The organism is Pseudoalteromonas sp. HM-SA03, assembly GCF_002289345.1.
Taxonomy (GTDB): domain Bacteria; phylum Pseudomonadota; class Gammaproteobacteria; order Enterobacterales; family Alteromonadaceae; genus Pseudoalteromonas.
Genome location: NZ_NSDG01000004.1, coordinates 32,888 through 56,977, shown reverse-complemented (window position 1 = coordinate 56,977; position 24,090 = coordinate 32,888). Strand labels below are relative to the sequence as shown.

The window sequence follows — 24,090 nt, the reverse complement described above, 5'->3', positions numbered from 1 at the left end:
TAGTTCTAGATTTGCATCCCTTCTTCAAAGTCAGATACTTTAAAAAAGCGTATTCCTGTAATATTATTTTTCAAGAAGTAGGTGACAAGTTTTTCATGTATAAATATATGGCTATAAAAACCCCCACCCATCTTAAATATCATACGATTATTTTCTGGGATTTTATTTAGTACACTTTTATCAAGGTGATATTTTAGTACTTTCGTATCTTCAATATCTCTTCCAGCTTTTAGAGGTCGAGTGATCGATTTATCTTTATCCCAACAATCAAGATACTGATAAATATTTAAATACCAGTATCCTTCATCCCACCCTGTTGATTCAATAACTATAGCAGGACATAGCTGAATACCGTGCAAATCATATTTATCCAACTCTTTTTTTATATTGTTGTTAACAACAAAGCTCGGCCCGTCGAACATTACGTCTGTTTTTACTGAAGCAATACCCAGCTTTTTATTTCGCTCTTGAAAGCTAGGCTCAAAGAATATAGGCTCTCCTTCTTTGGCTATTTCACCATAAAAAAAATAGCCATCAGACTTTTTATTAATCGATAATCTCATTTGCTCTTCATAGCTATTACCACAAGCAACGTAGTAAACTTCATTTAGCCTACTCATTTTCCTATCCTTAAGTTATATTTTACCTTCGCTATATCAATAGTTTTTAAAAATTTTCCACTTTTATACTTTGGATGTGTTTCACCGCTATGATCTCTATCACTTACGTCACAATTCGATGAGTCCTCCTGATGCTCTTTTACATTTATACAGTTACCGCACCCAACCTTTGATAATGGATGAAATGCTTTCATGATTGGCGATAAAGGAAGTGTAAAATATTCTATTTCTTCAAGTATATCTTCACTTAATTGAGCCATGCACTTACGTAATTTTTTTTCCACCTTTTCAGGCTCCCCTCCACAATCATTTAATTTCTTGATTTTTAATTCTATCAACATTTTTCTAACAACATCATGATAATAAACAGGGTGAACAGCATCATCATCATTATCCTGCTCACTTAACGTACCGAAATGATTCCCTCTATGAACTTGAACATTAAGATGGCAAGCTCCCGGTAAAGTCGCGGGTAGAAAAGCTAAATTAGATAAGTGATTTATGTCGTAACCAGCATCCACCAAAAAGCTTTGCATTTTAGCTTGCTTAATTGATTCATTAGAAATTAAATGGTGAGCTTCCATATGAATACCATTATTAATTGGGTGTTCAAGATCATTCTCTACTACTTTTAATAATGCACCTCTATAATCACTATTAGATTTGTTTACATTCCCTTTAGGCATAAATAACTCCTTTAAATATAATCTATATTTCCTTTTTTCTTGGATACGCGGGGAGTGGTATGCTTTTCACTATTACACCTCCGGCATCGTGTCTGTCGTTTTGTTGTTTGCTTTTTCGCAGTTAGCGTCGAGTTGGTTTTGCCTTTAAGTAGCAACCCACTTGAACGCGCGGTTGTAAGCTTTTTCCCGAGGTTTTTTAAGGTTGTAGTGCTGTCGTTAAAGTCTTCAAGCGTGCGGATAAAAGCGCTGATTGCCGCTTGTGCTTTTTTAACTTTTACTGATGTACTTGCGGCTCTGGCACCGTTGGCTGATAACTTGGCAGCAAGTGCTGTTACTCTTGCGGCTGTACCCGCTCCTAATGTAAGTAATGACGTTGCTAGTAACAAACAAACCTCTATCGCGACATAAGCGCCGCCTTTTCCGCCAATGTATGCATAAAAATTAGGAGGCACAGCTTCCATAAAGAGTGAAGCGTAAGCAACATAAGTTAGTGCACTATCATGATCGTCTATGAGCGCCAACACTAAATAGAAATCAGGAGTGCTTTTTATGCTAGCGGCTAATTCAGGGTCAATATCAACTAAAGTGGTATCAACAAATTGTTGTACTTTAGCGACCTCCCCTTTCGCGATATCATCAAGTAAGTTGGTAATTGCATGACGATGCGTGTATAACGCATTTGCATAATGGCTTGTATTTTTAATTGCGTCTGCAGCGTCGTTAAGGTACTGAGTAGTATCATGATGTACATCGCGATAAGCCTGTTCGGCTGCATCTAATGCTCGCTGTGTATTGGCTTGATACCAGTTCCAACTGAGCAAGTCTTCACTGGCATCCTCTTCAATCCAATTGGACATTTCATTAGCACTTTGTCGCAATTGCTCAAAGCGCTCGCTAGCATAATCTGCGGTGGTATCATATGCGCTACCTGCGACGGACTTAATGGTTTTTCCTAAGTCAATCCATGTTTGTGCTTCGAACAAATCTGCTTGGTCTTCAAGCCACTTACTTCCACCTTGATACGCACCTTGCGCGCCATTAATTGCAATTGCAGCAAAACCATATTCGTCCCAATCAGATTGAAACCCACTCATATTCGATACGGTATCTCGATATGCACCATCAAGCTGCATGTGTAATGATGATTTGAGGTTATTGATTTCCGCTTCTAGCGCTTCGTTACGAGCAACTTCTACAGTGACTTGCCCCTCTTGTGGTAAGTCGCTTTTTACCACAACTCCAGCCTCATTTGCCGTTGACTCTGCTCGTTCAAGTGCATTTGCATCTGTGCTTTTATCACCACTTGAATTGAGTTTAAGTTTTCCGTGGATAAGTGTATTACCTAAATGAATATTGACTTGTTCAAGGGGAAGCGCGGTCTGCCATTCATCATCGTAATACGCCCTCACTTTTATCCATGCGGCACTTGACTTAACACCGAGTACTTCAACGTCAATACTATGATTGGCTGAACCTGCGCTCGCGGTAAGAACATAAACGCCGGGATCGAGTTTAAGTCGAGTGTCCCAAAAGTGTAATTGATCTGGTGGTAGTTTTGGTACATCAAGCACTGCGCTTCCCTTGCTTGGACCTTGCCACTGCAACCTTACTGCGCGGGCATTACTTACCGAGCCACCCACTTTAGTATCCCAACCACTCGGTACCCGTAAACGATCACCAGCCTTTGGAGGATTGTTGCGATTGACATGGTCGTTGTAACCATAAATCAGCTTAGGATCGGGCCTACCCGCATATTGGTTAGCGACGGACTCTACGGTATCTCCAGCATGAAACATGTGATCGCTAAAACGCATATAAACTTGTTGGGAGCGTTTTAGTTCCACTTTGGAATTGTTATTTGGATTAGAAATAAAAACTGTTGGCTCGAGTACCACTTCAGATTTTATTGCTTTACTGCCACCAAGTAAGGCGCGATTAATTTCAGCTTGACTAAGCCCTCGAGGCATATCTGCTTGCACCAAGCTATTAAAATCTTGCGCACTGCGATTTCCTCCCCCATAGCTTGTCAGTTTATCTTTTACATCAAGTGATTGATATGGCACAAAGGCATATCGCTCACCACTGTGGTGACTAAAGCTAGAATAATTCACTCGCTGCCAGCGCTTGCTTGCAAGTATCCAAAATTGAGCCTGAGAGTGATATCTAAAAAGCGGTGCTTGTCTAAACGGAATGATGCTCCAAATACGACCATGAAGCACATGCATGATTTCAATAGGAAGCTTTCGTCTTTGAATAGAGGACATCGCTGTTGCAGCAAGAAGTTGTACTTCACTTGACGCTTCATGCTCAGTGCTATTACTGGTGCTTTCCTGATTATCACCTAAGCGCGAGATGAGATCATCAAATGCCATTTTTTAGTCCTTTAATAGCGTTATGAAATGAGAGGTTAGTACCTAATCTGAGCCTCGGATAATTAATGTCTTCTTTCAGCTGGTTTCAGCCTGCACTATTGCCTACCGAATAAGCCCACCGATTAGATGCTTTAGCCGCTATTGATAGCGAGCAAATATTGTCCACATTTAAATTAAATGTAGGCTGAATATCTTACAAGTCTCAGACATTAAAAAAGGCGCTTGCGCGCCTTTTTTAATTCCTCAATTTACCGCTGATTATTCAGTTTCTGGTAAATTGCGACCGTAGAACACTTCCTGAATTTCACGATTCAGCTTAAGACGAATTTCTTCCTCTTCATCTGCGTCTAAATCATCAGTACTAATTCCAAATAGATATGCATTTAGGTCTGTTTCCTTAAGCATCATCTTAGTGTGGAATAGGTTCTCTTGATACACGTTTACGTCTACCATGTGGTATGCGTCTTTAGTATCTTCCGTCATGTAATTCTGGATCGAGTGAATTGCGTGGTCGATATAGTGTTTTACACCATTAACGTCACGAGTAAATCCACGAACACGATAATCAATCGTCACCACATCTGACTCTAAAGAGTGAATTAAGAAGTTAAGCGCTTTAAGTGGCGAAATAATGCCACACGTTGAAACTTCGATATCTGCTCTAAAAGTACAAATGCCATCATGTGGGTGCGCTTCAGGATAAGTATGAACACAGATGTGACTCTTATCCAAATGTGCTACCACTGAATCAGGCAATGGTCCTGGTGCTTCATTACTATCAAAAGTCTGCTGTTCAACAGGCTCTTCTGATACTAAGATCGTCACACTCGCCCCTTGTGGTTCATAATCTTGACGCGCGATATTCAGTACGTTTGCACCGATAATATCCGTTACGTCTTTTAGAATATCCGTCAAACGATCAGCACTATACTGCTCATCAATGTATTCTAGATATTCTTTACGTTGCTGCTCGGTCTTGGCGTAGCAAATATCGTAAATGCTAAAGCTTAAACTCTTAGTTAAGTTGTTAAAGCCATGGAGTTTAATTTTATCAAAGGGCTTGTTCACGATAGACCCACCTTAATACAAAAAATCTGCGCTGCAGAAACAAAAGTTCGCGGATTTTATACGAAAATAGCGCTATGAAAAAGCGTTATTTTTCGTCAATTTCAACCACTTCATGGCTATGCGTAATTTCTACTGCTTTTTCAAGCATTAATGCCACTGAGCAATACTTTTCAGCGGATAAACTTACGGCTCTTTCTAGGTGTTTTTCAGAGACATTACGCCCTTTCACCACGAAGTGTAAATTGATCTTGGTAAAAACCCTAGGTGCGCTTTCTGCGCGCTCTGCGGTTAATTTTACTTCCACGTCGGTCACATCCTGACGCGCCTTTTGTAGAATGCTGACTACATCGACTGACGAACAACATCCCGCTGACATTAATACCATCTCCATTGGACTTGGCGCAGCACTATCAGAACCGGCATCAAATACCACATTATGTCCCGACGCAGAGCGACCGATAAAGGTATCTCCTTCAACCCATTTTACGCTAGCTAACATAGTTATCCTCTATAAAGCATAACACCGCCAAATGGCGGTGTATCTTAAACCTAGAATTGCCTCTAAGTGTGTTTTCTACACTGTCGATAGTGATTGTGCCAAGCTATACAGCAGAATCAAACAGGTTTTTGACCAAACCTGCGAATTCTTCGATAAACTCTTTTTGTTCTACGGTGACACGTCTATCAACAACACTTGATAGCACTTCTTGTAAGTCGTACACAATGCCATCTACCTCACGCACGATCATACTGCGCTGCTCTGTAGATAACTCTGTGTGCTGCTCGCATATACGGATAACGTTTTCAGCGATCACATCTTCGATTAATTCCATGACTGTTGGAGCCCCTGGTTCAACCGTCCCAGACTTCTCAAACAAGGCTAAGTTTTGCGTCAAATACATGACTAAATCATCGTACCCTTGTTTATCTAAAACCATACTTTGCTCACCCGAACCTATCAAAGACATCTCCTATTGATTTAAGCAGAAAGTTTTTTCGATTGCTACTTTTGTAGTCAACTAGACACAAAAAAGCAGCCGAAGCTGCTTTTCTAATCAATTTTTATTGAGTAAACCTCAATATTGGCATTTTAATCCAAAGATAAACCTGGGCTCAAGCTAGAAGGTAAAGTTACCTTTTCTAGTTCCACAGAAGCCACTGGGTATGCACAGTAATCTGCCGCGTAGTATGCACTTGCACGGTGGTTACCTGATGCACCGATACCACCAAACGGAGCTGCACTTGAAGCGCCAGTGATTGGGCGGTTCCAGTTTACGATACCTGCGCGAATACGACGTAAGAAACGGTCGTAATCAGCTTCGTTGTCGCCAAGCAGACCTGCTGATAAGCCAAAGCTTGTCTCGTTCGCTTTTTCAATAGCAGCGTCAAAGTCTGTGTAACGGAATATTTTTAACAGCGGACCAAAGTGCTCTTCATCAGGGAAGTCTGCAATGTTAGTACATTCGATGATACCTGGCGTCACAAAGCCTGTGCCTTCTGTGTGCGTCAGCTCGATAAGCGACTCACCACCGAGCTCAACAAGCTGTTGCTGTGCTTTTACCATGCCAGCGGCTGCTGCATTTGAGATCATTGAGCCCATGAACGGTTGATCTGCATCGTCAAAGTTACCCACTTTAATCGCTTTAGTTGCTTTGATCAGCTGCTCAAGGATTGTGTCACCTTGTTCACCCGCAGGAAGGAATAGTTTACGAGCACAAGTACAACGTTGACCACTTGAGATAAACGCAGATTGAATAATGTCGTGTACTGCCGCTTTGGTATCCGCTACGTCTTTTACGATAAGCGGGTTATTACCGCCCATTTCAAGCGCTAAAATCTTACCCGGTTGACCTGCATATTGCTCATGTAGCAAGTGACCCGTACGAGAAGAGCCAGTAAAGAATAAGCCGTCAATACCCGCGTGTGACGCAAGTGCTTTACCTGTTTCAACTTCACCCTGAACTAGGTTAATCACGCCAGCAGGAAGACCCGCTTGTTGCCAGTATTTAAGCGTTAGCTCAGCAACATATGGCGTTAGTTCAGATGGCTTAAAGATAACCGTGTTACCAGCAAGTAGCGCAGGTACGATGTGGCCATTAGGTAAGTGACCAGGGAAGTTATATGGGCCAAATACAGCAACTACACCATGTGCCTTGTGACGGATCACGGCACGGCCAACTGGCATTGGATTTTCAACAACACCTGTACGCTCTTGATAGGCTTTCTCAGAAATCGCGATTTTACCTACCATAGCACCCGCTTCTGTACGAGTTTCCCAAAGTGGCTTACCCGTTTCTTTAGCAATTGCAATAGCCAGCTCTTCGCTATTTTCTTTTAATACTTCAGCGAAACGCTTAACAATTTCTAGACGCGCTTCAAAGCTCATGTCGCTCCATGAATAGAAAGCTTCACGAGCAGCTTTTACCGCGCCGTCAACTTGCTCAGCAGTAGCTGCGTTTGCGCTCCAAATAACGTCGTTGTTTGCTGGGTTTACAGAGCTAAAGCTTGCGCCTTGTCCTGCAATCCACTCACCATTTATTAGTTGTGCTGCATGTGTTGTCATAATCTGTTCCCAATCTTAAATCTTTACTAGGCTTACTTGATCGCCTTCTTCAACTTTTAGCGCCGCGGCAACATGTGGAGCAAGCGTTACTTCATTGCCATCAGTCAGGGCTAACTCAATTACTGTCGCGCGATAATCAACAAGTTTACCATTTGCGACCATAACAGGGAATCCACCGTTGCTTTCGCCTATTTTCACAGTACGAGTTTCACTATTGCGAACCGTGCGGATGTTCCCCACTTTAGCTTCTACCGTTGGACCCGCGTCGAAGATATCAACATAACCATTAAATGTGAAACCTTCGCTCTTTAATAGCTCAATAGCAGGGCGCGTATTGTCGTGAACTTCACCAATCACCGCTTGTGCTTCTTTACTAAGCAGGTTCACGTAGATTGGGTACTTTGGCATTAATTCAGCAATAAAGACCTTTTGGCCGATACCCGTTAGATAATCCGCTGTCGGGAAATCCATCGAGAAGAAATGCTCTTCAAGCCATTGCCAGAACGGGCTTTCGCCTTGCTCGTTAGAAACACCACGCATTTCCGCGATAACGGTTTCAGCAAAACGAGCACGATGTTGGTTAATAAACATAAAGCGAGAGCGAGATAGCAGTTTGCCGTTTGCGCCTTTGCGATAGCCATCTTTCAAAAACAGGGTGCATAATTCCGTCGCGCCAGTGTAGTCATTACATAGCGTTAAAATATCCACTGCTTTATAAACATCGAGTGTGCGTGAAGAGTGGATCACTTTGCTTAGGTGATAATGATAAAACGCATCATCTAAACCAACCGCTGCTTCGATACCGCTGGTACCAACCACCTCGCCTGTTTCAGTATCTTCTAATACAAATAAATAGCCTTCATCAAAAGGCTTGTCTGCTTGCTTGCCAAATGAAGCAACAGAGCGTGCAATCTTCTTCTGTAATAGCTCTTCGTTAACAGGCAAAGAGGTAAAACCGTGGCCTGATTCGTGAGCAATGTTTAAAAGCGCTGGATAATCGCTTTCTTGGATTGGGCGAAGGATCATCATGAGCCCGCTTACTCCTCAAAAATGTGGATAACAACAAGGCCACCAAAAGGTGACCTTGCAACCAGTATTAAGCGTTGTTAGCAACTACCGCAGCAACGGCTTTTTCGAAGCGTGCCATCCCTTCGCGGATGTCAGCTTCTGGAATAACTAGAGATGGAGTGAAACGTACTACGTTTGCACCAGCAACCAGTGACATCACGCCTTGCTTGATACCTTCAACCAAGAATTCTTTTGCTTTGCCTTCGTACTTTTCAGTGACTACACCACCAAGCAATAGACCTTTACCACGTACTTCGGTGAATACGTTGTACTTTTCGTTGATGTCGTTTAGTAGTTCACGGAACAGCTGCTCTTTTGCTTTTACGCCATCAAGTACTGCTGTTGTGTTTACTGTGTCAAATGCCGCTTCTGCAACCGCACACGCCAGCGGGTTACCGCCGTATGTAGAACCGTGAGTACCTACTTTTAGGTGCGCAGCAATCTCAGTTGTTGTGATCATCGCGCCGATAGGGAAACCACCGCCAAGTGCTTTAGCCGTTGTTAAAATATCAGGGGTTACGTTTAAACCTTGGTATGCATACAGGTCACCAGTACGGCCAACACCAGTTTGCACTTCATCAAAAATAAGTAGCGCGTTGTGCTTGTCACACAGCTCGCGAACACCTTTTACAAACTCAGCCGTTGGTGAAACGATACCACCTTCGCCTTGTAGCGGCTCCATCATCACGGCACAAGTGTTGTCTGAGATAAGCGCTTCAAATGCCGCTAAATCGTTATAGTCTGTGTGAACAATGTCGCCCGGCTTTGGACCAAAGCCATCAGAGTATGCAGCTTGACCACCTACAGTTACAGTGAAGAAAGTACGGCCGTGGAAACCTTTGTTGAAAGAGATGATTTGCGACTTTTCAGCACCAAACTTATCTAGTGCCCAACGGCGTGCTAGTTTAAGCGCCGCTTCGTTCGCTTCTGCACCTGAGTTTGCAAAGTAGACTTTTTCTGCGAACGTGGCATCGGTTAGCTTTTTCGCTAAACGTAATGCAGGCTCATTGGTCATCACGTTAGATAGATGCCAAATTTTCTCGCCTTGCTCTTTAAGCGCGCCCACCAAAGCTGGGTGACAATGACCTAGACAGTTAACTGCGATACCACCAGCAAAATCGATGTACTCACGACCTTCCTGATCCCATACTCGAGAACCTTCACCTTTCACTGGAATTACCGCTGAAGGTGCGTAGTTAGGTACCATTACGTCGTCAAACAATTCACGATTGATAGTCATTTTATTTCCTCATATTTGGTGAGTGAAAGTGCAAACAAGGAGTCATTTCCTTTTGGAGGTCGGCGCGTTGCCGCCACTTGATAGGATATTTATTCACACCAATTCGGTGCTATGTATTTTGACCCGCCCCTTGATGGCACAAAATTCATACGCTCATTATTCCAGAAAAAGCGCCATTTGTCTCACTTATACCACGTTCTCAGCCCTTAGCATTCAAGGGTTTAACATATATTCTCAACTCAAGTGAATAACTATCTAGGGCAGATATTTAGGGTAAAGCAAGCGCTGTGCAGCCTTGCACAGATCATTTAAGATTAGGTTTTGAATGAATAGTCGCAAAAAAAATTTCAATTTTTTTTACAAAATCGTCAACTGCAGGTTATGGAACGCACATTTTGCCAATTGCTGACGCATTTCCTCGGTAAGTTCTAAATGATTGAGCAAAATCTCGGCTTCGTCGTCTTCAATTAACTGGCTATCTTTTAAAACAAGCAGTTGTGCGTAGCCATAGGCTTTTTGCATCACTTGTGTCAGTGGTAATGGGTCAGCAATGTTTTTATGCGCATTTGGTAGATAAGTTTGCGCATACTCTTCCATGACTGCATTAAAGGGCAAATAACGTAACTCCATTTTTTCAATTAGCTGACGTGAAATCTCTGCTGAATGTTCTATCAACAAATTACGTAAAAATAACGGATCAGGTGATAACTCCATTAATGCGGTGTGTAGGTCTTTTTGCTTTTTGTCTCGTGCTATTTGTACCTTGGCTTGCCACACCTTTTCGAAGGTGCGTAAATAAAGACGGATCAAGGCCACTTTCCCAAGTTCTAGTAACATGCCTAAAGTAAACGCATGCTGTTCTTTTACCCCAAAAAATGGTGCCAGCTCTTTTGCCGCAATGGCCGTGCTCATGCTCAGCTCGCGTAATTTACGCTTCATTAAGCCAAATGGTTCTGTAGCATGCGGCATCCAGTGTCTTACCGCCATTGTCGGGATCACCATTTGCAAGTTCTCAAGGCCTAAATACCTTAATGCTAATGCCGGCGTATCGACCTTAATGGACGTGCCTTTACTGTTTTTTTTGCGATACTGTGGCAAGTTGACTAGCGAAACCAGCTCACGACCCAACCAACTTAAGTCATTAACCAAAGGTTCTAAACGCCCAACTGAGGCTGAGCGCACGGCAAGAATGTCTAAAATCGCAGGAACGGAGTCTTGAATGCCAATGACTTCATGATAGATATTATCAAGGTCATGCAGTTGCTTTGTGATAGCTTCTTCAATAACTGAATGTAGATGCTTACTCGCTTTGGCAATATATTTGTGATGGCTTGTGCTGCTTTCTTGGCGTTTTGCAGCCGCTGCAATTTCCACCTCTAGCATAGTGCGCTGTGCGATATTCTCCCCATAGCTAATATCAAATGTATGGATATAGCCTATTTGCTTTTGCGCAAAGTTGAGGCTGATAAGAAGGTCATGGGCACGCTCGGATAGCGCTTGTGCCATTCTAATTTGCTTATTTTCTTGCGTCATGCATGCTACTTATCTAAAGGAAAAACACTGAGTTAAGCACTCAACAGAATCGTCTTACTGATTAACATTATACCAGTAAAAGCAATATTATGATTTGATATTGCGCACAATAGAATCAAAAAGTTATGTATCAAAAACCAGTCTAACCAACAAAAACGCCGCGAATATGGATGCATAACACCTAGGCGAAATCCTGTTGGTTTTGTTTAAACTTTAGAAGCGTTTTATAAAGTTATCAAGTAATGCTAAGCCGTGTTCAGTGAGGATAGCTTCTGGGTGAAATTGCACACCTTCAAGTGCTCTATCGGATGCCAAGAGTCCCATAATTTCATCACGCTCACCCTCTTGTGTCTGTGTCCAGGCCGTTACGGCTAGAGACTTTGGTAAGCTACTTTGCTCAACAACCAAAGAGTGGTAGCGGCATACTTCGTATGGTGATGGCAGGCCTTGAAATACGCCTATATTGTGATGGTGCACTTGAGACGTTTTCCCATGCATCACTTGTTTTGCGCGAATGACTTTGCCACCTAAAGCTTGTGCAATAGTTTGATGACCAAGGCAAATGCCGAGAATAGGGATTTGTCCCTGTAGACGTTTTACGACTTCAAGCGAGATCCCCGCTTCATCAGGACTGCAAGGGCCAGGAGATAGCACAACATATTTGGGATTAAGCTGCTTGATTTGTGAGGTGCTGATTTCATCATTTCGCTTTACCAGCACATCCACATCTAAGCGCTGAAAATACTGCACTAGGTTGTAGGTAAAGGAATCATAGTTATCAATCATCAACAGCATGTAGGTACCACTAAAAGAACCAAGCGGCCTATTCGCCACTGGGGTAAAGATGTTCGTTATAAATCTATTTTATCACGAACTCAACAGGAGGATTTTCTTATATCTAGTATCTGCTTTAAACCAAGGGTCTGTAGACCCTTGTAATACAAAAAGACACCATAAATGGTGTCTTTTTATTGTGTTTTATTAACCGCGAGGAATAAAACCGACGGCGTCATACACAGCTTTCAGTGTTTTTTCGGCACGAATACTTGCTTTTTCCGCGCCTTTTTTCATGATTTCGTTCAGCAGAGTTTGATCTTCACGGATTTCTTTAAAGCGCGCTTGGATCGGCTCAAGCATATTCACTACCGCATCGGCAGTGTCTTTCTTCAAATGACCGTACATTTTGTCTTCGTACTCTGGCACTAACTCTTCAATTGAGCGCTTAGTCGCAACACTTAGTAGCGTCAGTAAGTTGGATACTCCTGGCTTTTCAACACGATCAAAGTAAATACGTGCTTGCTCATCTGAATCCGTTACCGCTTTTTTCAGCTTTTTCTCTATCTTCTTCGGTTCATCCAACAGCATCACAAAACCATTTGGGTTTTCGTCTGATTTTGACATCTTCTTGCTCGGATCTTGCAGACTCATAACACGAGCGCCAAACTCTGGAATATAAGGCTCTGGGATCTTAAAGACATCGCCATACAGGTTGTTAAAGCGCGTTGCGATATCGCGGGTCAACTCAAGGTGCTGTTTTTGGTCTTCACCAACTGGTACTTGATCCGCTTGATACAATAAAATATCCGCAGCTTGCAATACTGGATAGGCGAATAAGCCAACGTTGACGTTATTGGCGTGCTTTGCTGACTTATCTTTAAACTGCGTCATGCGGTTTAACTCACCCATCTGTGCATAACAGTTTAGCACCCAACCTAGTTGAGCATGCTCAGGAACCTGTGATTGTACAAATAGTGACGATTTATCTGGGTCAATGCCGCAAGCGGTATATAGTGCTACGCCGTCTAATACGCGATCGCGTAGCTGCTGTGGCTCTTGGCGAACCGTAATGGCATGCAAGTCAACCAACATAAAGTAACAATCATGATCGTTTTGTAGTTTAAGCCACTGGTTAATGGCACCTACGTAATTGCCTATTGTCATACCACCGGTTGGCTGAATACCACTTAATACTACAGGTTTACTCATGTCGTTCCTTTATTTCTTCATTGAATTAACGTTGATTGATAATGGGAATAATATCTAAGAATCCATCACAAAGGTACTGTGGATTGAACTCTTTCAAATCGAATCCCTGATTATACCCATAATTTAAAGCAATCACAGGTATCTTAGCGCCCTGAGCGGCCAAAATATCGCTTTTAGAATCGCCAACCATGATTAGCTTATCCGCAGGTATACCAAGACGCTCGGCTGCCAGCAATAGCGGTGCTGGTGAGGGCTTTTTATCTGTATCGTCACCACAGACGATACAATCAAAATGCGAAGTGAGATTTAATTTATCCAGCAGTTTTAGCGTAAATGCACGATTTTTATTGGTCACGATGGCTTTTGGCACTGTGGCAAATGCAGATAACCCCGTCTCAACATGCGGATATAAACCTGCATACTGACCAACTAATTCATCATAATGCACTTTAAAGCGCTCAATGGCGGTGTGCGCTAAACTTTCGGATAGCGCTTCGCTAACTTCATGGCTACCGCTTAGACCTCTTTTTACTAACATATCGATGCCGTTACCTACCCATTCACGCACTAGAGCATGACTAACAATTGGGTGAGCAAGCTCAGACAGCGTTAAATTGAGCGCCATATACATATCCTCGACGCTATCAACTAACGTGCCATCGAGGTCAAATAAAATACCCTCAAAACGCATTATTTTACCTTTGCTAATTCTTGACGCATGGCGTCTATTACCGCTTTGTAATCGGGTTGATTAAAGATAGCGGAACCTGCAACAAACATGTCTGCACCGGCAGCTGCGACCTCAGCAATGTTGTCCACCTTAATTCCCCCATCCACTTCAAGACGAATATCGCGACCGGAAGCGTCAATGCGTGCTCTCGCTTCTTTTAATTTCTCAAGTGTATGTGGGATAAAACTTTGTCCACCAAAGCCCGGGTTTACTGACATCAAGAGGATTTGATCAATTTTATCCATCACATGATCAAGATAATGCAGTGGTGTGCCCGGATTAAATACCAAGCCCGCTTTACAACCTGACTCTTTAATCAGCGCAAGGCTTCTGTCTATATGCTCGCTGGCCTCTGGGTGAAATGTAATAATGCTCGCCCCGGCTTTAGCAAACTCGGGAATTAGACTATCTACAGGCTTTATCATCAAGTGTACGTCGATAGGAGCTGTAATTCCGTAATTTCTTAATGCGTCACAAATCATTGGACCAAAAGTTAAATTTGGCACATAGTGATTATCCATTACATCGAAATGAACCACGTCGGCACCTGCTGTCAGTACCTTTTCAACATCTTCGCCTAACCTCGCAAAATCTGCGGATAGAATGGATGGTGCAATTAAAAAATCAGACATACTTTTCCCCTAAACGTAAGACCGCGATACTGTACCGTAAATTGCCCAAAATGTCTGCGATTTAAGGTGCTTTATGATTGTGCAATAAACGAACATTGTGTATCATTATATGATATCTAACTTCTGGGGATAGGGTTATGGTTTCTAGATATAAAGCACGGATTGCTCTGCTTGGGACGGTATTAGCCGTGTCGGCAGGGGTATTTTCTTTCGACAATGATGAAAATCTTGCCGCAAATTACTCCGCATGCACTTGTAGCACTGGCAATTTAAGCAGTCGAATAAATGCTGTGGAATGTCAGCAAGAAGCACACACCAGTTGGGCTGCGTGGTTGACTGGCGGTAGTTCGAGTGGCCAATTCCATTATTTGGATTTGCTTGAGTTATTACTTGGCTCTAAAGACAATCAAAGCCGTAGTAAAGTTTCATCTCCTTACTAATACCAGTTGAACCAATCAACTGGTAAGAGGTAAACACTATGGCTTCTTCCAATAGTAAATTCGCGTTAGTTCAAAGTGTCTGTGCAGCGATGTTTGGTGTGCAGAGTGGTCAAAAACAAGCATATGACTTTAACAAAAAGCATTTTTGGCCGTTTGCTTTTGCGGGCATCGTTTTTGTCGCCGCCTTTGTCATTGGCTTAATTTGGTTTGTAAATGGTGTAGTTTTGGCTTAGTCCTTTATGCCGCAGCAAATTACGGACGGTGATATAACGCCATTAGTTCGTCAACTTTATTCCGCCCATTACCTTTAGGACTAATTGTGCGTTTCACCTTGATCACATCTAGCCTCGCTTGATTATAAATCTTTCGTGTCCATACCGTGTCGTGATTGGAGATTAACACTGGCGTTTGTTTTTCAAAAGCTGCAGTTTCCGCAAGGTTCGCCAATTGCGCTTGGTCGTCTAAGTTAAAGCCACCTTTTGCATAGCTAGTAAATGACGCAGTTTTGCTCAAAGGTACATACGGTGGATCGCAATACACTACTGCGTTCTTTGGCATGGTTTCAAATACTTGGCTGTAACTTTGACAGGTAAAGGTGGCCTGCTGGGCTTTTTCAGCAAACACATATAACTCGCGCTCTGGAAAGTAAGGCTTTTTGTACTTACCAAAAGGGACGTTAAAGATCCCCTTTAAGTTATAACGACATAAACCATTGTAGCCATGGCGGTTCATATATAGAAATAGAATCGCACGCTCATACACATCAATGCTTTCGTTAAACTGTTGTCGATACGCATAATAAGCATCTGGATGGTTATTCAGCTCGACAAATAGCCTTTTAGCGTCACTGATAAATTCATCAGGAATACGTTTTAATTCTTTATACAGGTTGATAAGATCTGCGTTAATGTCATTTAATACATAATGCTTAAACTGAGTATTCAGGAATACAGATCCCGCTCCAACAAAAGGTTCTACTAGCGTGTCGGCTTCATTACTTGCTGCTTGTAGGCGCTTAGAAATATCTTCTACTAAGCTGTATTTTCCGCCTGCCCATTTTAAGAAGGCTCTAGTCTTTTGTTGCATGCTCGTTCTATGTCGTGAGTGGTTGCGCGATTTTACACTAAATGTGGCTAATTACCGAGAGACTGAGTAATTTCTTGTTTAATTTTACTCATTCTCTTAAAAAATGGCTGACCTTTTTGTAGCGCTTCTGGCAATACTGCCTTTGCTTGCTTCGCTGTGGCCAAACTCTCATAAGCATCAGTTGTAACCACAAACCAAGTTCGGCCATTTCTTAAAACAGTAAACTGCTGTGTCACTACCTCGTTATGCTCCGCCATAAACCCAGCTGCAATCTCACTTTCTGTCACAGCAAGTAATTGGATCACCCATTCATCATCTGAACGACTGAGATACCAAGGGTTACCAGTCAATGGTTCAAGTTCCGCGTGCTGAAGCTCTTTTACTGGCGATAAAGTGGCAGAAGTACTATCCACATCGGCTTCTTCAGGTGTAATCGCTTGCTCTGATAGCGCGTTATTGTTGTTTGTAGTATCTTCTTTTGCTTCAGTTAGTGCAGATAAAATACTGCCAACAGGCGCAGTTTCGATTTGCGTTGGCGCTTCGGTTGGCAACTCTGGTTGCACGTCGTTTTCAATTTCAACTTTTTCAACTGTAGCATTTGGCGCTTCAAATACAGCTTGCGCATCAATAGCAGTAGCTACTGCTCCTTCATTACCTTGAGTCGGTGTCCAGTATCGTTTTAATTCTTGCTTATACACTAAAGCAACCATCAACGCTGTTAATACCAAACAAAGCGCAATAACATACCATTGCCATTGTGATTTGCTACCTACTTTGGAGCTTTGTTCACGTAAATTCAAGCTCTGTTGCTGTGGCTGCCAAGAAAGTAAAACACTCGGATTACCTCGAGCTTCAGCAACAAACGTATTAAAAATAGGATCTTCGTCAGGCGGTAAGTCTTTGTAAAACATGCTCATCAAGCGCTTACTTTCGAGCACGGATAAAGGCTCGATATGAATATCCAGACTTTCAGGGAGCAGCTGAGGCTGCTGCGCCGTAGCGAGTATGTAAATTGTTTCGCGAGAAGATTTTGCGAGCTTTTGTAGTTGTTCCGCAAGCTCTTGGGTTAAATGCCTAGCGTTGTCTAAAACCCATAAACATGGTCCACAAGCTTGTTCATCGTGGAGCAGCATGAAGTTTTCACTTAGAGATAACTTCTGATCAATGAGAGGACTGCGAAAGCTATGCTCAAGCAACTGCCGCACTACATCAAACTCTTGAGTATTTGCAGTCAACTTTACAAACGCTTTGTTAAAGTCTGGGTATTTATCGGTAAGAAACGACTCTGCAAGGTAGCTTTTACCAAGACCAGAAGAACCGACTAGGGTTATCAGGTTTTGGCCATAGTCGAATTGCATAGCAATTCTATCTACCAATGCAGCTCTGCTTGGTAAAATTTGCGACTGCATTTAACGACCTATTAGAGTTACCACGGTTTCATCGCTAACATCATCCACTAGCGCACATTGACCTAGTTGCGTTGGCAGAATAAAGCGAATTTTGCCTTGTTTGTTCTTTTTGTCTTTGCGCATATGTTGTAAAAACTGCGCTGCGGTCATCTCGCTTGGCGCTTCTGTCGGTAATTGATAAAGCGCAATAACGCGACGGATCTTTTCAACATCAGCAGCACTAAGCGCGCCGCGCTGGTAAGCTAGATTTGCTGCTATCATCATACCAGCAGCAACGGCCTCACCATGCAACCAGTTACCATAGCCCATTTGCGCTTCAATCGCATGGCCAAAAGTGTGACCCAGGTTGAGTAATGCACGCAACCCAGCTTCGGTTTCGTCTTTTGCGACAATCTCAGCTTTTATTGCACAACACTTATAAATAACTTGTTGAAGGCTTTCAGCATCTAGAGCGCTGAGCTGAGGGTGTTGCTCCGTTAATGTATCAAGAAAAGATGCATCATAGATCAACGCATATTTAATGACTTCAGCCATACCCGCAGCAAACTCTCTTGCTGGTAATGTACTTAAGGTCTTGGTGTCGATAAAAACCGCTTTTGGCTGATAGAAAGCACCAATCATGTTTTTACCTAGCGGATGATTTACCGCTGTTTTACCACCAACCGACGAATCTACTTGTGACAGCAAAGTCGTAGGGATTTGAATAAACGGAACACCACGCTGATAGCATGCTGCAACAAAACCAGTCAAGTCGCCAACCACGCCACCACCGAGGGCAATCAAACACGTATCTCGACCACAATTATGCTCGAGCAAAAAAGCAGAGATCTTTTCAAACCACTCTAGTGATTTGTATTGTTCACCATCAGGGATAACAAAGTGTAGCGGTTTTTGAGCGTCAAATATCGCTAACAGACTGTCTAAATATAAAGGTGCAATGGTTGTATTGGTGACGATAACAGGACGACTTTGCCCAACATACTGCTTAAGCCGTCCTTTATCTGATAAGAGATGTTCACCGATGAAGATGGGATAGCTTCGCTCGTTTAAATCAACCTTTAATTCAAGCATGGCTTCCCTCCTACGGTGTTGATATTAGAAATCTAATTTTTCAATAATTTGGTTTGCAACTACTTTAGCGCTTTGCTCATCCGTACGAACAACGTGATCTGCCACTTCTCTATATAGTGGTTCACGCTCATCGGCTAAGCGCTCTAGTACGTCACGTGAGTCTTCACTGGTTTGTAGTAATGGACGACGCTTATCACGCTGAGTACGAGCTACCTGTTTTTCGATCGGCGTTTCTAGATAAACAACAATACCGCGCGCAGACAACTTGTTGCGCACTTCTTTGCTGATCACAGAGCCACCACCTGTCGCTAACACAATGCCTTGCATTTCTGTTAGGTCAGAGATGACGCTTTCTTCACGCTTGCGGAACCCCTCTTCGCCTTCAATATCGAACACCCAAGAAATATCAGCACCTGTACGGCGCTCAATTTCCTGATCCGAATCAAAAAATTCAAGGTGTAATTGATCTGCAATGTGACGACCAATCGTGCTTTTACCAGCCCCCATCGGGCCTACTAGAAATATATTACGTTTCTCAGCCATATCTTTTTAGTACAAACGAACTCTAAAATTTGAAATAAAACCCCGCCTAACGACCTGGCCCCAAAATTAAGGAGGGGATTATCTCAGTAATCCGTGAACAATTTCAAGTCAAACCACGCAAAAAGCGCAATACTTTTACTGTCAACGGGCCTATAAACTGTCTTGAATGATCTTAGGCGTCACAAATATCAGCAATTCTCGCTTTTCATTAATATCACGAGAGTTCTTAAACAATAGACCTAAATATGGGATATCGCCCAAAATTGGGATCTTACTCACTGCCGTTTTCACTTCTTGCTGATAGATACCACCCAGTACGATAGTTTGACCATTTTCGACCAGTACTTGTGTTTGGATCTCTTGGGTATTGATTGCCGTCGCCGGGCCATTTGGCGTTTGCACGGTATCACCTTTAGTGTCTTGTGTAATCACTAAGTCGAGAATTATTTTATTATCAGGTGTGATTTGCGGTGTCACCTCCAAGCTCAGAACCGCTTTTTTGAAACTCACCGTCGTTGCACCACTTGATGATGCCTCTACGTAAGGAATTTCTGTACCTTGTTCTATACGCGCCTTTTTCTGATTGGCCGTGGTGATACTTGGCGTTGCGATTATCTCACCTTTATTCTCTTGCTCCAGTGCAGACAACTCAAGATCGATCAACGTGCCATCAGCTAATTTCGCAATGTGCATACCAATACTACCAGCAGGGACTCCTTTCACGCCTAAATTAACGTTTAAGCGGTTTTCCAACGACGGAATATTACCATTGGATAGCGCATTAGCACCGTCTAGCGTACCAGAGATAGCATCACTGCCTTGCTGATCACTAAAGCCCCAGCGAACACCTAAGTCTTCTTGTACTGTGTCATCTACAGTAACCATGCGCGATTCAATACGCACCTGTTTTACTGGCACATCTAGGGTTTCAACCATCCGACGTACACTTTCAATACTGCGTGAGGTATCTTTAATTAATAAAGTATTGGTGCGTTTATCAACGGACACACTACCACGATGACTAATTATAGAATTGATATCTGTTTTAAGTAAGTCAGCAAATTCTTCCGCTTTCGCGTAATTAAGTTGAATATACTCGCTATATAATGGCTCTAGCTCTTCAACTTGTTGACGTGCTTGTAATTCTTTGGCTTCCCTAGCCGCTAGCTCTTCAGATGGCGCGACCATCAAAATAGAGCCATCCATACGCTTATCTAGTCCTTTCACACGTAACACAACATCAAGCGCTTGATCCCAAGGTACACCATCTAAACGCAGAGTAATATTGCCAGATACGGTGTCACTCGTTACTAGGTTAAAGTTATTTGTATCGGCGATGATCTGTAGTACAGAGCGAATTGGAATATCCTGAAAATTCAGCGTGATCGGCTGACCTTTGTACTCTTTTTTATCGCCAAAGGTTTTATTACCTTCGTCTTTTTCAACTGATAAGGTAAAGATGTTATCAAGCTGTTGATAGGTAAACTTGAATGCCGCATTTGGCTCAATCACAATACGGCTTTTATTGTCTTCTTTAAAGGTTTCTATGCGAGATACCACAGTGCCAAAATCTAACACATCGAGTTCGTATAGCAGGTCTTCTGCAATATCGATATGGTGGAAGTCCGCAATGATTTTACCACCGCGCTCTTGTACATCGATGGCCGCTTGGTTGTGCTCAAGAAACGCAAGTACTTTAGCTTCACCTTTCTCACCGCGACGAAAATCGATAGCTTGAATTTGGTTGATAAATGCAGTGACTTTTTGACTTTGATCTTGTTCAGAGACAATCGGTTTGTTAGACACTTCCACTATCACAAGATTATTCTTAACTTCGGTTTTATATAGCTTCAGTTCATCCATGTTGATGGAAACGGCAAAACCACCATCTCTGAGTTCACTGGTAATGCCTTGAATACCAGCTTTATCAATACTCAAAGCTTTTAAGCTTTCTTCAAACTCAGCCTGCTGAAAAAATAATTCAATGCTAGCACTTTCGCCGACAACACGAACTTTTGGCTCTGTATTGAGTTTTTCATCAAACACCAGTTGTAGCTGAGTTTCACCTGTCGGAACGGGGTTATAGCGAATGTCATACAACATAGGAATGGCATGCACAATTGACGAAAGGCCAACTAAGGCAACACCGAGCACGGAACGCCATAGTGTTCGAGTGCTTTTAATGGTTGATTTTATAACGTTATTGTTAGTATTCACTCGCGCCACCTTGTTCCGCTTCTAACATTTCCACTTTTGTTAGCCTTTCTTTCCAACATCCCGTTCCATCTGGGATCAATTCTAATAATTCTAAATGATCAGCATGTACACTCAGCACTTTGCCATGATACAAACCCATATATTCACCACGTTTAACACGATATAACCCCTGCGTTGCCGCTTCGATTAGTGCCCAACGACCGTCAGATTTAGCGATAATGCCTTTCATACGCAGGTTATCCAACGGAAACTTCTCTAACGGATAGCGAGCTCTATCAGGATCTGGGTGTAAGCAGTTTTTAATTTGAACCAGTTTATTTTCAATCACTTCGGGCTGCGGCGCAACAAAAGGACTACGTAACTCCGAAGCACTATACTTAAATGGCTCATAGTCCTGCATTTCAGGTATAGGCTCAATTTTCGGTGTTGAGCTTGCTTTTACCTGATCAATAAATTCTTTTTGTTCTGCCGTACTATCATTACAACCTGAGATGAACATCAATGTGGTTACGCAGAGCATTAACCGGATCATTTCTGACCTCCTTGCTCATAGCGATAAGTTTTTGCCACAACACTAAATACCAGCTCGCCATTTCCTGCATTTTCAATTCTAAAATCATGTAGGCTGACGATACGAGGCAACTCAGATACTTTACTTACAAACTGACCAAATTCATGATACTTACCTATCACTTCTAACTTAATCGGCAATTCAGTATAAAACTCTTTACGTACCTCTGGCATCCAACCAATTTTTAGGAAGGTTAATCCGCTAGAGGTACCAACATAAGTCAAATCATCCAGTAACCCAGGCGTTTCGTTGGAGCTTGGCAGTCGTCTCAACAGCTCTGTAAATTGCGCTTCCATATCAATCATTTGCTGTTTATATAGCTCTAAATTGTTTGCTCTTGCGTATTTAATTCGGTAACTCGTTCTTAGCTCTTGCTCTTTTTTAACCGCTTGGTCGTAGCGAGCAATGGAACTTGAAACCATCAGGTTATAACCCAACACCAACATGAGTAAAACCACCAGAACGGAACATAAAACTTTTACAGGAAATGGCCAATGACCAATATTATCGAGCTCCAGCTCATTCCAATCGATTTCCTTTAAACTGTTTAAGTCAAAATTCATGCACTGTGCCTCCGCCCTATTTCGCTTTATCGGCTAAGTGGATGTCTTCATGAGACTTAACATAAAAATGCATCGTAAAATCACTCAGTAATTTTGAACTTTGCTCACCGGCAACTATGCCTTGGATCACCGGTCGTTCTAATAAATATGACGATTCAACTTGTCGTAGCATCTGTGATAAGCGGTTGTTTGATTCACTACGACCAATGACTTTTATCATATTGTCTTGTCGCTCAAGACTGGTGAGATAAACCCCAGCCGGAACCACTCGTGCTATTTCATCGATAATTTGCGTACCGAGACTACGGTTGAGTTGCAACTCTTCAATAAGCCGAATACGGCGCTGTAAATTTTCTTTTTGCTTATTCAGATCGTTAATAGCAACTATCCGGGAATCTAGTTGAGAGATCTCACTTTCGAGGTAGCGGTTTTTAATTTCTTGCCCAGTTTTTAAACCGTCATAAAAGCTGCCAAGCATGTACATTAACAGCAAACAAGCCGCGATGATCACCGCGATGATAGTCAGAAAGATTTGTTGCGACGCTTGCCTTTGCTGCTCGCGCCAAGGAAGCAAATTTATATGTGGCATGATGAGAAGCTCCTTAGTGCTAAACCTGTCGCTAAGGCGAACTGCGCTGTATGCTTTTGTAGCACATGCCTGTCTACTTTTGGTGCAATCTCCATATCAGTAAACGGGTCTGCCACTATTGTGTGGATCCCAAGCTCATCAATGAGCAGTTTATCTAAGCCATCCACTAAAGCCGTTCCACCCGTCAACACGATGTAGTCGATATGATCTTTACCACTGGTCGTCATAAACATTTGCACTGCTCGACGAATTTGCTGCAACATAGAAGTTTGGAAAGGAGCCAAGACTTCAAAGGTATAGTTGGGAGGTAAATCTCCCGTCGTTTTCGCCAGTTCTGCTTCATCGTAGGTTTTGTTGTAATAAGCCACAATGCTGTTGGTATATTGTTCGCCACCAAACACTTGATCACGGGTGTAAATCGTTTTCCCTGATTGAATAACGCTTATCAGCGTAAGTACAGCGCCAATATCTATCATTGCTACGATTTTATCGAAGGCATCGTTGGGTAGCTCAGGATAAATAACGTCCATGGCTCTACTCAGTGCATAGTTCTCTACATCGACAACTTTCGCTTTGAAGCCTGCTTCTTCCAATGCACCTACTCGTGCTTGCACGCTTTCGGTACGCGCCGCAGAAAGCAGTACATTCATTTTTGACGGATCGGCTTCGTTTACTCCAATTTTTTCAAAATCTAGACTAACTTCATCTAATGGGTAAGGAATTAAGCTATCAGCTTCAATGGCTATCTGAGACTCGAGTTCAGCATCAGTTAATGACACATCCATAAAGATCACTTTTGTAATCACGGTCTGACCGGATACGGCAACTGCTGCATATTGCGTGAGCTTTGGAATGCGCCGCTTCATTTTAGTTATCGCGTTGCCGATCGCTTCAATGTCTTGAATGGCCCTTTCATTTACAGCTCCTTTCGGAACAGGTTCAATCGCAACGGCTTCTACACGATAGCTGGAACTTGTCTTCGACAGCAACACAGCTTTGACACAATGGGAGCCGATGTCGATCCCTATCATCAGAGGTGCTTGTTTTTTTAGTAGTTGGCTCAGCATGTGAAGCGCCCGTTTCCTTTTAAGACTGTGTACTAT

The 24,090-nt window shown here is 42.6% G+C and carries 25 protein-coding genes; 2 read left to right on the top strand and 23 right to left on the bottom strand.

Features of this window, described 5'->3' with window-relative positions:
* Nucleotides 1-5 precede the first annotated feature (5 nt).
* The 14 genes from CKO50_RS00900 to rpe all read right to left on the bottom strand — a co-directional run bounded on the left by CKO50_RS00900 (nucleotide 6) and on the right by rpe (nucleotide 14,498).
* Nucleotides 6-620, bottom strand: coding sequence for a DUF1629 domain-containing protein (locus CKO50_RS00900; RefSeq protein ID WP_095726641.1), 615 nt, complete (start codon nucleotides 618-620; stop codon nucleotides 6-8).
* Nucleotides 617-1,306 carry an AHH domain-containing protein gene (locus CKO50_RS00895; RefSeq protein ID WP_095726640.1) on the bottom strand — a complete coding sequence of 230 codons (690 nt, stop codon included), beginning with the start codon at nucleotides 1,304-1,306 and terminating at the stop codon, nucleotides 617-619. Before CKO50_RS00895 ends, CKO50_RS00900 begins: the two co-directional genes overlap by 4 nt.
* Before the next feature lie 11 nt (nucleotides 1,307-1,317).
* Nucleotides 1,318-3,678, bottom strand: coding sequence for a hypothetical protein (locus tag CKO50_RS00890; protein WP_095726639.1), 2,361 nt, complete (start codon nucleotides 3,676-3,678; stop codon nucleotides 1,318-1,320).
* Nucleotides 3,679-3,936: 258 nt separating this feature from the next.
* Nucleotides 3,937-4,746, bottom strand: a complete 810-nt coding sequence (speD, locus tag CKO50_RS00885; RefSeq protein ID WP_095726638.1) for an adenosylmethionine decarboxylase — start codon at nucleotides 4,744-4,746, stop codon at nucleotides 3,937-3,939.
* An 85-nt stretch (nucleotides 4,747-4,831) separates the two neighbouring features.
* Complete coding sequence (locus CKO50_RS00880) at nucleotides 4,832-5,245, bottom strand: OsmC family protein (protein WP_010607074.1); 414 nt, start codon at nucleotides 5,243-5,245, stop codon at nucleotides 4,832-4,834.
* A gap of 103 nt (nucleotides 5,246-5,348) precedes the next feature.
* A complete protein-coding gene (locus CKO50_RS00875; RefSeq protein WP_029215895.1) occupies nucleotides 5,349-5,684 on the bottom strand; it encodes a DUF3802 family protein in 336 nt (111 codons plus the stop codon).
* A 152-nt stretch (nucleotides 5,685-5,836) separates the two neighbouring features.
* Nucleotides 5,837-7,309 carry a succinylglutamate-semialdehyde dehydrogenase gene (gene astD, locus CKO50_RS00870; RefSeq protein WP_010368876.1) on the bottom strand — a complete coding sequence of 491 codons (1,473 nt, stop codon included), beginning with the start codon at nucleotides 7,307-7,309 and terminating at the stop codon, nucleotides 5,837-5,839.
* 15 nt (nucleotides 7,310-7,324) lie between these two features.
* Complete coding sequence (astA, locus tag CKO50_RS00865; protein WP_010607072.1) at nucleotides 7,325-8,338, bottom strand: arginine N-succinyltransferase; 1,014 nt, start codon at nucleotides 8,336-8,338, stop codon at nucleotides 7,325-7,327.
* Nucleotides 8,339-8,405: 67 nt separating this feature from the next.
* Nucleotides 8,406-9,617: an aspartate aminotransferase family protein gene (locus tag CKO50_RS00860; RefSeq protein ID WP_095726637.1), complete on the bottom strand. Its 1,212-nt coding sequence runs from the start codon at nucleotides 9,615-9,617 to the stop codon at nucleotides 8,406-8,408.
* Between the two features lie 357 nt (nucleotides 9,618-9,974).
* Nucleotides 9,975-11,150 carry an HDOD domain-containing protein gene (locus CKO50_RS00855; protein ID WP_095726636.1) on the bottom strand — a complete coding sequence of 392 codons (1,176 nt, stop codon included), beginning with the start codon at nucleotides 11,148-11,150 and terminating at the stop codon, nucleotides 9,975-9,977.
* A gap of 213 nt (nucleotides 11,151-11,363) precedes the next feature.
* Entirely contained in the window at nucleotides 11,364-11,945 is a 582-nt protein-coding gene (locus CKO50_RS00850; RefSeq protein ID WP_095726635.1) for an aminodeoxychorismate/anthranilate synthase component II, read from the bottom strand.
* A gap of 186 nt (nucleotides 11,946-12,131) precedes the next feature.
* Nucleotides 12,132-13,136, bottom strand: a complete 1,005-nt coding sequence (trpS, locus tag CKO50_RS00845; RefSeq protein ID WP_039494036.1) for a tryptophan--tRNA ligase — start codon at nucleotides 13,134-13,136, stop codon at nucleotides 12,132-12,134.
* Nucleotides 13,137-13,161: 25 nt separating this feature from the next.
* The gene (locus tag CKO50_RS00840) at nucleotides 13,162-13,827 is read right to left on the bottom strand and encodes an HAD-IA family hydrolase (protein WP_095726634.1); all 666 of its coding nucleotides are present in this window, start codon (nucleotides 13,825-13,827) and stop codon (nucleotides 13,162-13,164) included.
* Nucleotides 13,827-14,498, bottom strand: a complete 672-nt coding sequence (gene rpe / locus CKO50_RS00835; RefSeq protein ID WP_010368892.1) for a ribulose-phosphate 3-epimerase — start codon at nucleotides 14,496-14,498, stop codon at nucleotides 13,827-13,829. Before rpe ends, CKO50_RS00840 begins: the two co-directional genes overlap by 1 nt.
* A gap of 137 nt (nucleotides 14,499-14,635) precedes the next feature.
* On the opposite strand from rpe, the gene CKO50_RS00830 reads away from it, so the two are divergent.
* Entirely contained in the window at nucleotides 14,636-14,938 is a 303-nt protein-coding gene (locus CKO50_RS00830; RefSeq protein WP_095726633.1) for a hypothetical protein, read from the top strand.
* A gap of 38 nt (nucleotides 14,939-14,976) precedes the next feature.
* Nucleotides 14,977-15,171: a DUF2970 domain-containing protein gene (locus CKO50_RS00825; protein WP_010368896.1), complete on the top strand. Its 195-nt coding sequence runs from the start codon at nucleotides 14,977-14,979 to the stop codon at nucleotides 15,169-15,171.
* A gap of 19 nt (nucleotides 15,172-15,190) precedes the next feature.
* Here the strand turns inward: CKO50_RS00825 and CKO50_RS00820 are convergent, their stop codons facing one another.
* The 9 genes from CKO50_RS00820 to CKO50_RS00780 form a co-directional block, all read right to left on the bottom strand.
* Nucleotides 15,191-16,024 (bottom strand): Dam family site-specific DNA-(adenine-N6)-methyltransferase, encoded by an 834-nt coding sequence (locus CKO50_RS00820; RefSeq protein WP_095726632.1) that lies wholly within the window; start codon nucleotides 16,022-16,024, stop codon nucleotides 15,191-15,193.
* Nucleotides 16,025-16,071: 47 nt separating this feature from the next.
* A complete protein-coding gene (locus CKO50_RS00815; RefSeq protein WP_095726631.1) occupies nucleotides 16,072-17,433 on the bottom strand; it encodes an SPOR domain-containing protein in 1,362 nt (453 codons plus the stop codon).
* Nucleotides 17,434-18,504 (bottom strand): 3-dehydroquinate synthase, encoded by a 1,071-nt coding sequence (gene aroB / locus CKO50_RS00810; RefSeq protein WP_095726630.1) that lies wholly within the window; start codon nucleotides 18,502-18,504, stop codon nucleotides 17,434-17,436.
* A gap of 24 nt (nucleotides 18,505-18,528) precedes the next feature.
* Nucleotides 18,529-19,047 (bottom strand): shikimate kinase AroK, encoded by a 519-nt coding sequence (aroK, locus tag CKO50_RS00805; protein WP_010607062.1) that lies wholly within the window; start codon nucleotides 19,045-19,047, stop codon nucleotides 18,529-18,531.
* Nucleotides 19,048-19,197: 150 nt separating this feature from the next.
* Nucleotides 19,198-21,264, bottom strand: a complete 2,067-nt coding sequence (locus tag CKO50_RS00800) for a type IV pilus secretin PilQ (protein ID WP_095726629.1) — start codon at nucleotides 21,262-21,264, stop codon at nucleotides 19,198-19,200.
* Nucleotides 21,254-21,796, bottom strand: coding sequence for a pilus assembly protein PilP (locus CKO50_RS00795; RefSeq protein ID WP_095726628.1), 543 nt, complete (start codon nucleotides 21,794-21,796; stop codon nucleotides 21,254-21,256). Before CKO50_RS00795 ends, CKO50_RS00800 begins: the two co-directional genes overlap by 11 nt.
* Nucleotides 21,793-22,398, bottom strand: a complete 606-nt coding sequence (locus tag CKO50_RS00790) for a type 4a pilus biogenesis protein PilO (protein WP_095726627.1) — start codon at nucleotides 22,396-22,398, stop codon at nucleotides 21,793-21,795. Before CKO50_RS00790 ends, CKO50_RS00795 begins: the two co-directional genes overlap by 4 nt.
* Before the next feature lie 16 nt (nucleotides 22,399-22,414).
* Entirely contained in the window at nucleotides 22,415-22,987 is a 573-nt protein-coding gene (locus CKO50_RS00785; RefSeq protein ID WP_095726626.1) for a PilN domain-containing protein, read from the bottom strand.
* Nucleotides 22,975-24,054 (bottom strand): pilus assembly protein PilM, encoded by a 1,080-nt coding sequence (locus CKO50_RS00780; protein WP_095726625.1) that lies wholly within the window; start codon nucleotides 24,052-24,054, stop codon nucleotides 22,975-22,977. The genes CKO50_RS00785 and CKO50_RS00780 overlap by 13 nt, the downstream gene beginning before the upstream one ends.
* Nucleotides 24,055-24,090: the final 36 nt, after the last annotated feature.

Bases quoted from the DNA above. Each gene is read 5' to 3' on its own strand.
- CKO50_RS00900 (WP_095726641.1), bottom strand. From the start codon at position 620: ATGAGTAGGCTAAATGAAGTTTACTACGTTGCTTGTGGTAATAGCTAT.
- CKO50_RS00895 (WP_095726640.1), bottom strand. From the start codon at position 1,306: ATGCCTAAAGGGAATGTAAACAAATCTAATAGTGATTATAGAGGTGCA.
- CKO50_RS00890 (WP_095726639.1), bottom strand. From the start codon at position 3,678: ATGGCATTTGATGATCTCATCTCGCGCTTAGGTGATAATCAGGAAAGC.
- CKO50_RS00880 (WP_010607074.1), bottom strand. From the start codon at position 5,245: ATGTTAGCTAGCGTAAAATGGGTTGAAGGAGATACCTTTATCGGTCGC.
- CKO50_RS00875 (WP_029215895.1), bottom strand. From the start codon at position 5,684: ATGGTTTTAGATAAACAAGGGTACGATGATTTAGTCATGTATTTGACG.
- astD (WP_010368876.1), bottom strand. From the start codon at position 7,309: ATGACAACACATGCAGCACAACTAATAAATGGTGAGTGGATTGCAGGA.
- astA (WP_010607072.1), bottom strand. From the start codon at position 8,338: ATGATGATCCTTCGCCCAATCCAAGAAAGCGATTATCCAGCGCTTTTA.
- CKO50_RS00860 (WP_095726637.1), bottom strand. From the start codon at position 9,617: ATGACTATCAATCGTGAATTGTTTGACGACGTAATGGTACCTAACTAC.
- CKO50_RS00855 (WP_095726636.1), bottom strand. From the start codon at position 11,150: ATGACGCAAGAAAATAAGCAAATTAGAATGGCACAAGCGCTATCCGAG.
- CKO50_RS00850 (WP_095726635.1), bottom strand. From the start codon at position 11,945: ATGCTGTTGATGATTGATAACTATGATTCCTTTACCTACAACCTAGTG.
- trpS (WP_039494036.1), bottom strand. From the start codon at position 13,136: ATGAGTAAACCTGTAGTATTAAGTGGTATTCAGCCAACCGGTGGTATG.
- CKO50_RS00840 (WP_095726634.1), bottom strand. From the start codon at position 13,827: ATGCGTTTTGAGGGTATTTTATTTGACCTCGATGGCACGTTAGTTGAT.
- rpe (WP_010368892.1), bottom strand. From the start codon at position 14,498: ATGTCTGATTTTTTAATTGCACCATCCATTCTATCCGCAGATTTTGCG.
- CKO50_RS00830 (WP_095726633.1), top strand. From the start codon at position 14,636: ATGGTTTCTAGATATAAAGCACGGATTGCTCTGCTTGGGACGGTATTA.
- CKO50_RS00825 (WP_010368896.1), top strand. From the start codon at position 14,977: ATGGCTTCTTCCAATAGTAAATTCGCGTTAGTTCAAAGTGTCTGTGCA.
- CKO50_RS00820 (WP_095726632.1), bottom strand. From the start codon at position 16,024: ATGCAACAAAAGACTAGAGCCTTCTTAAAATGGGCAGGCGGAAAATAC.
- CKO50_RS00815 (WP_095726631.1), bottom strand. From the start codon at position 17,433: ATGCAGTCGCAAATTTTACCAAGCAGAGCTGCATTGGTAGATAGAATT.
- aroB (WP_095726630.1), bottom strand. From the start codon at position 18,504: ATGCTTGAATTAAAGGTTGATTTAAACGAGCGAAGCTATCCCATCTTC.
- aroK (WP_010607062.1), bottom strand. From the start codon at position 19,047: ATGGCTGAGAAACGTAATATATTTCTAGTAGGCCCGATGGGGGCTGGT.
- CKO50_RS00795 (WP_095726628.1), bottom strand. From the start codon at position 21,796: ATGATCCGGTTAATGCTCTGCGTAACCACATTGATGTTCATCTCAGGT.
- CKO50_RS00790 (WP_095726627.1), bottom strand. From the start codon at position 22,398: ATGAATTTTGACTTAAACAGTTTAAAGGAAATCGATTGGAATGAGCTG.
- CKO50_RS00785 (WP_095726626.1), bottom strand. From the start codon at position 22,987: ATGCCACATATAAATTTGCTTCCTTGGCGCGAGCAGCAAAGGCAAGCG.
- CKO50_RS00780 (WP_095726625.1), bottom strand. From the start codon at position 24,054: ATGCTGAGCCAACTACTAAAAAAACAAGCACCTCTGATGATAGGGATC.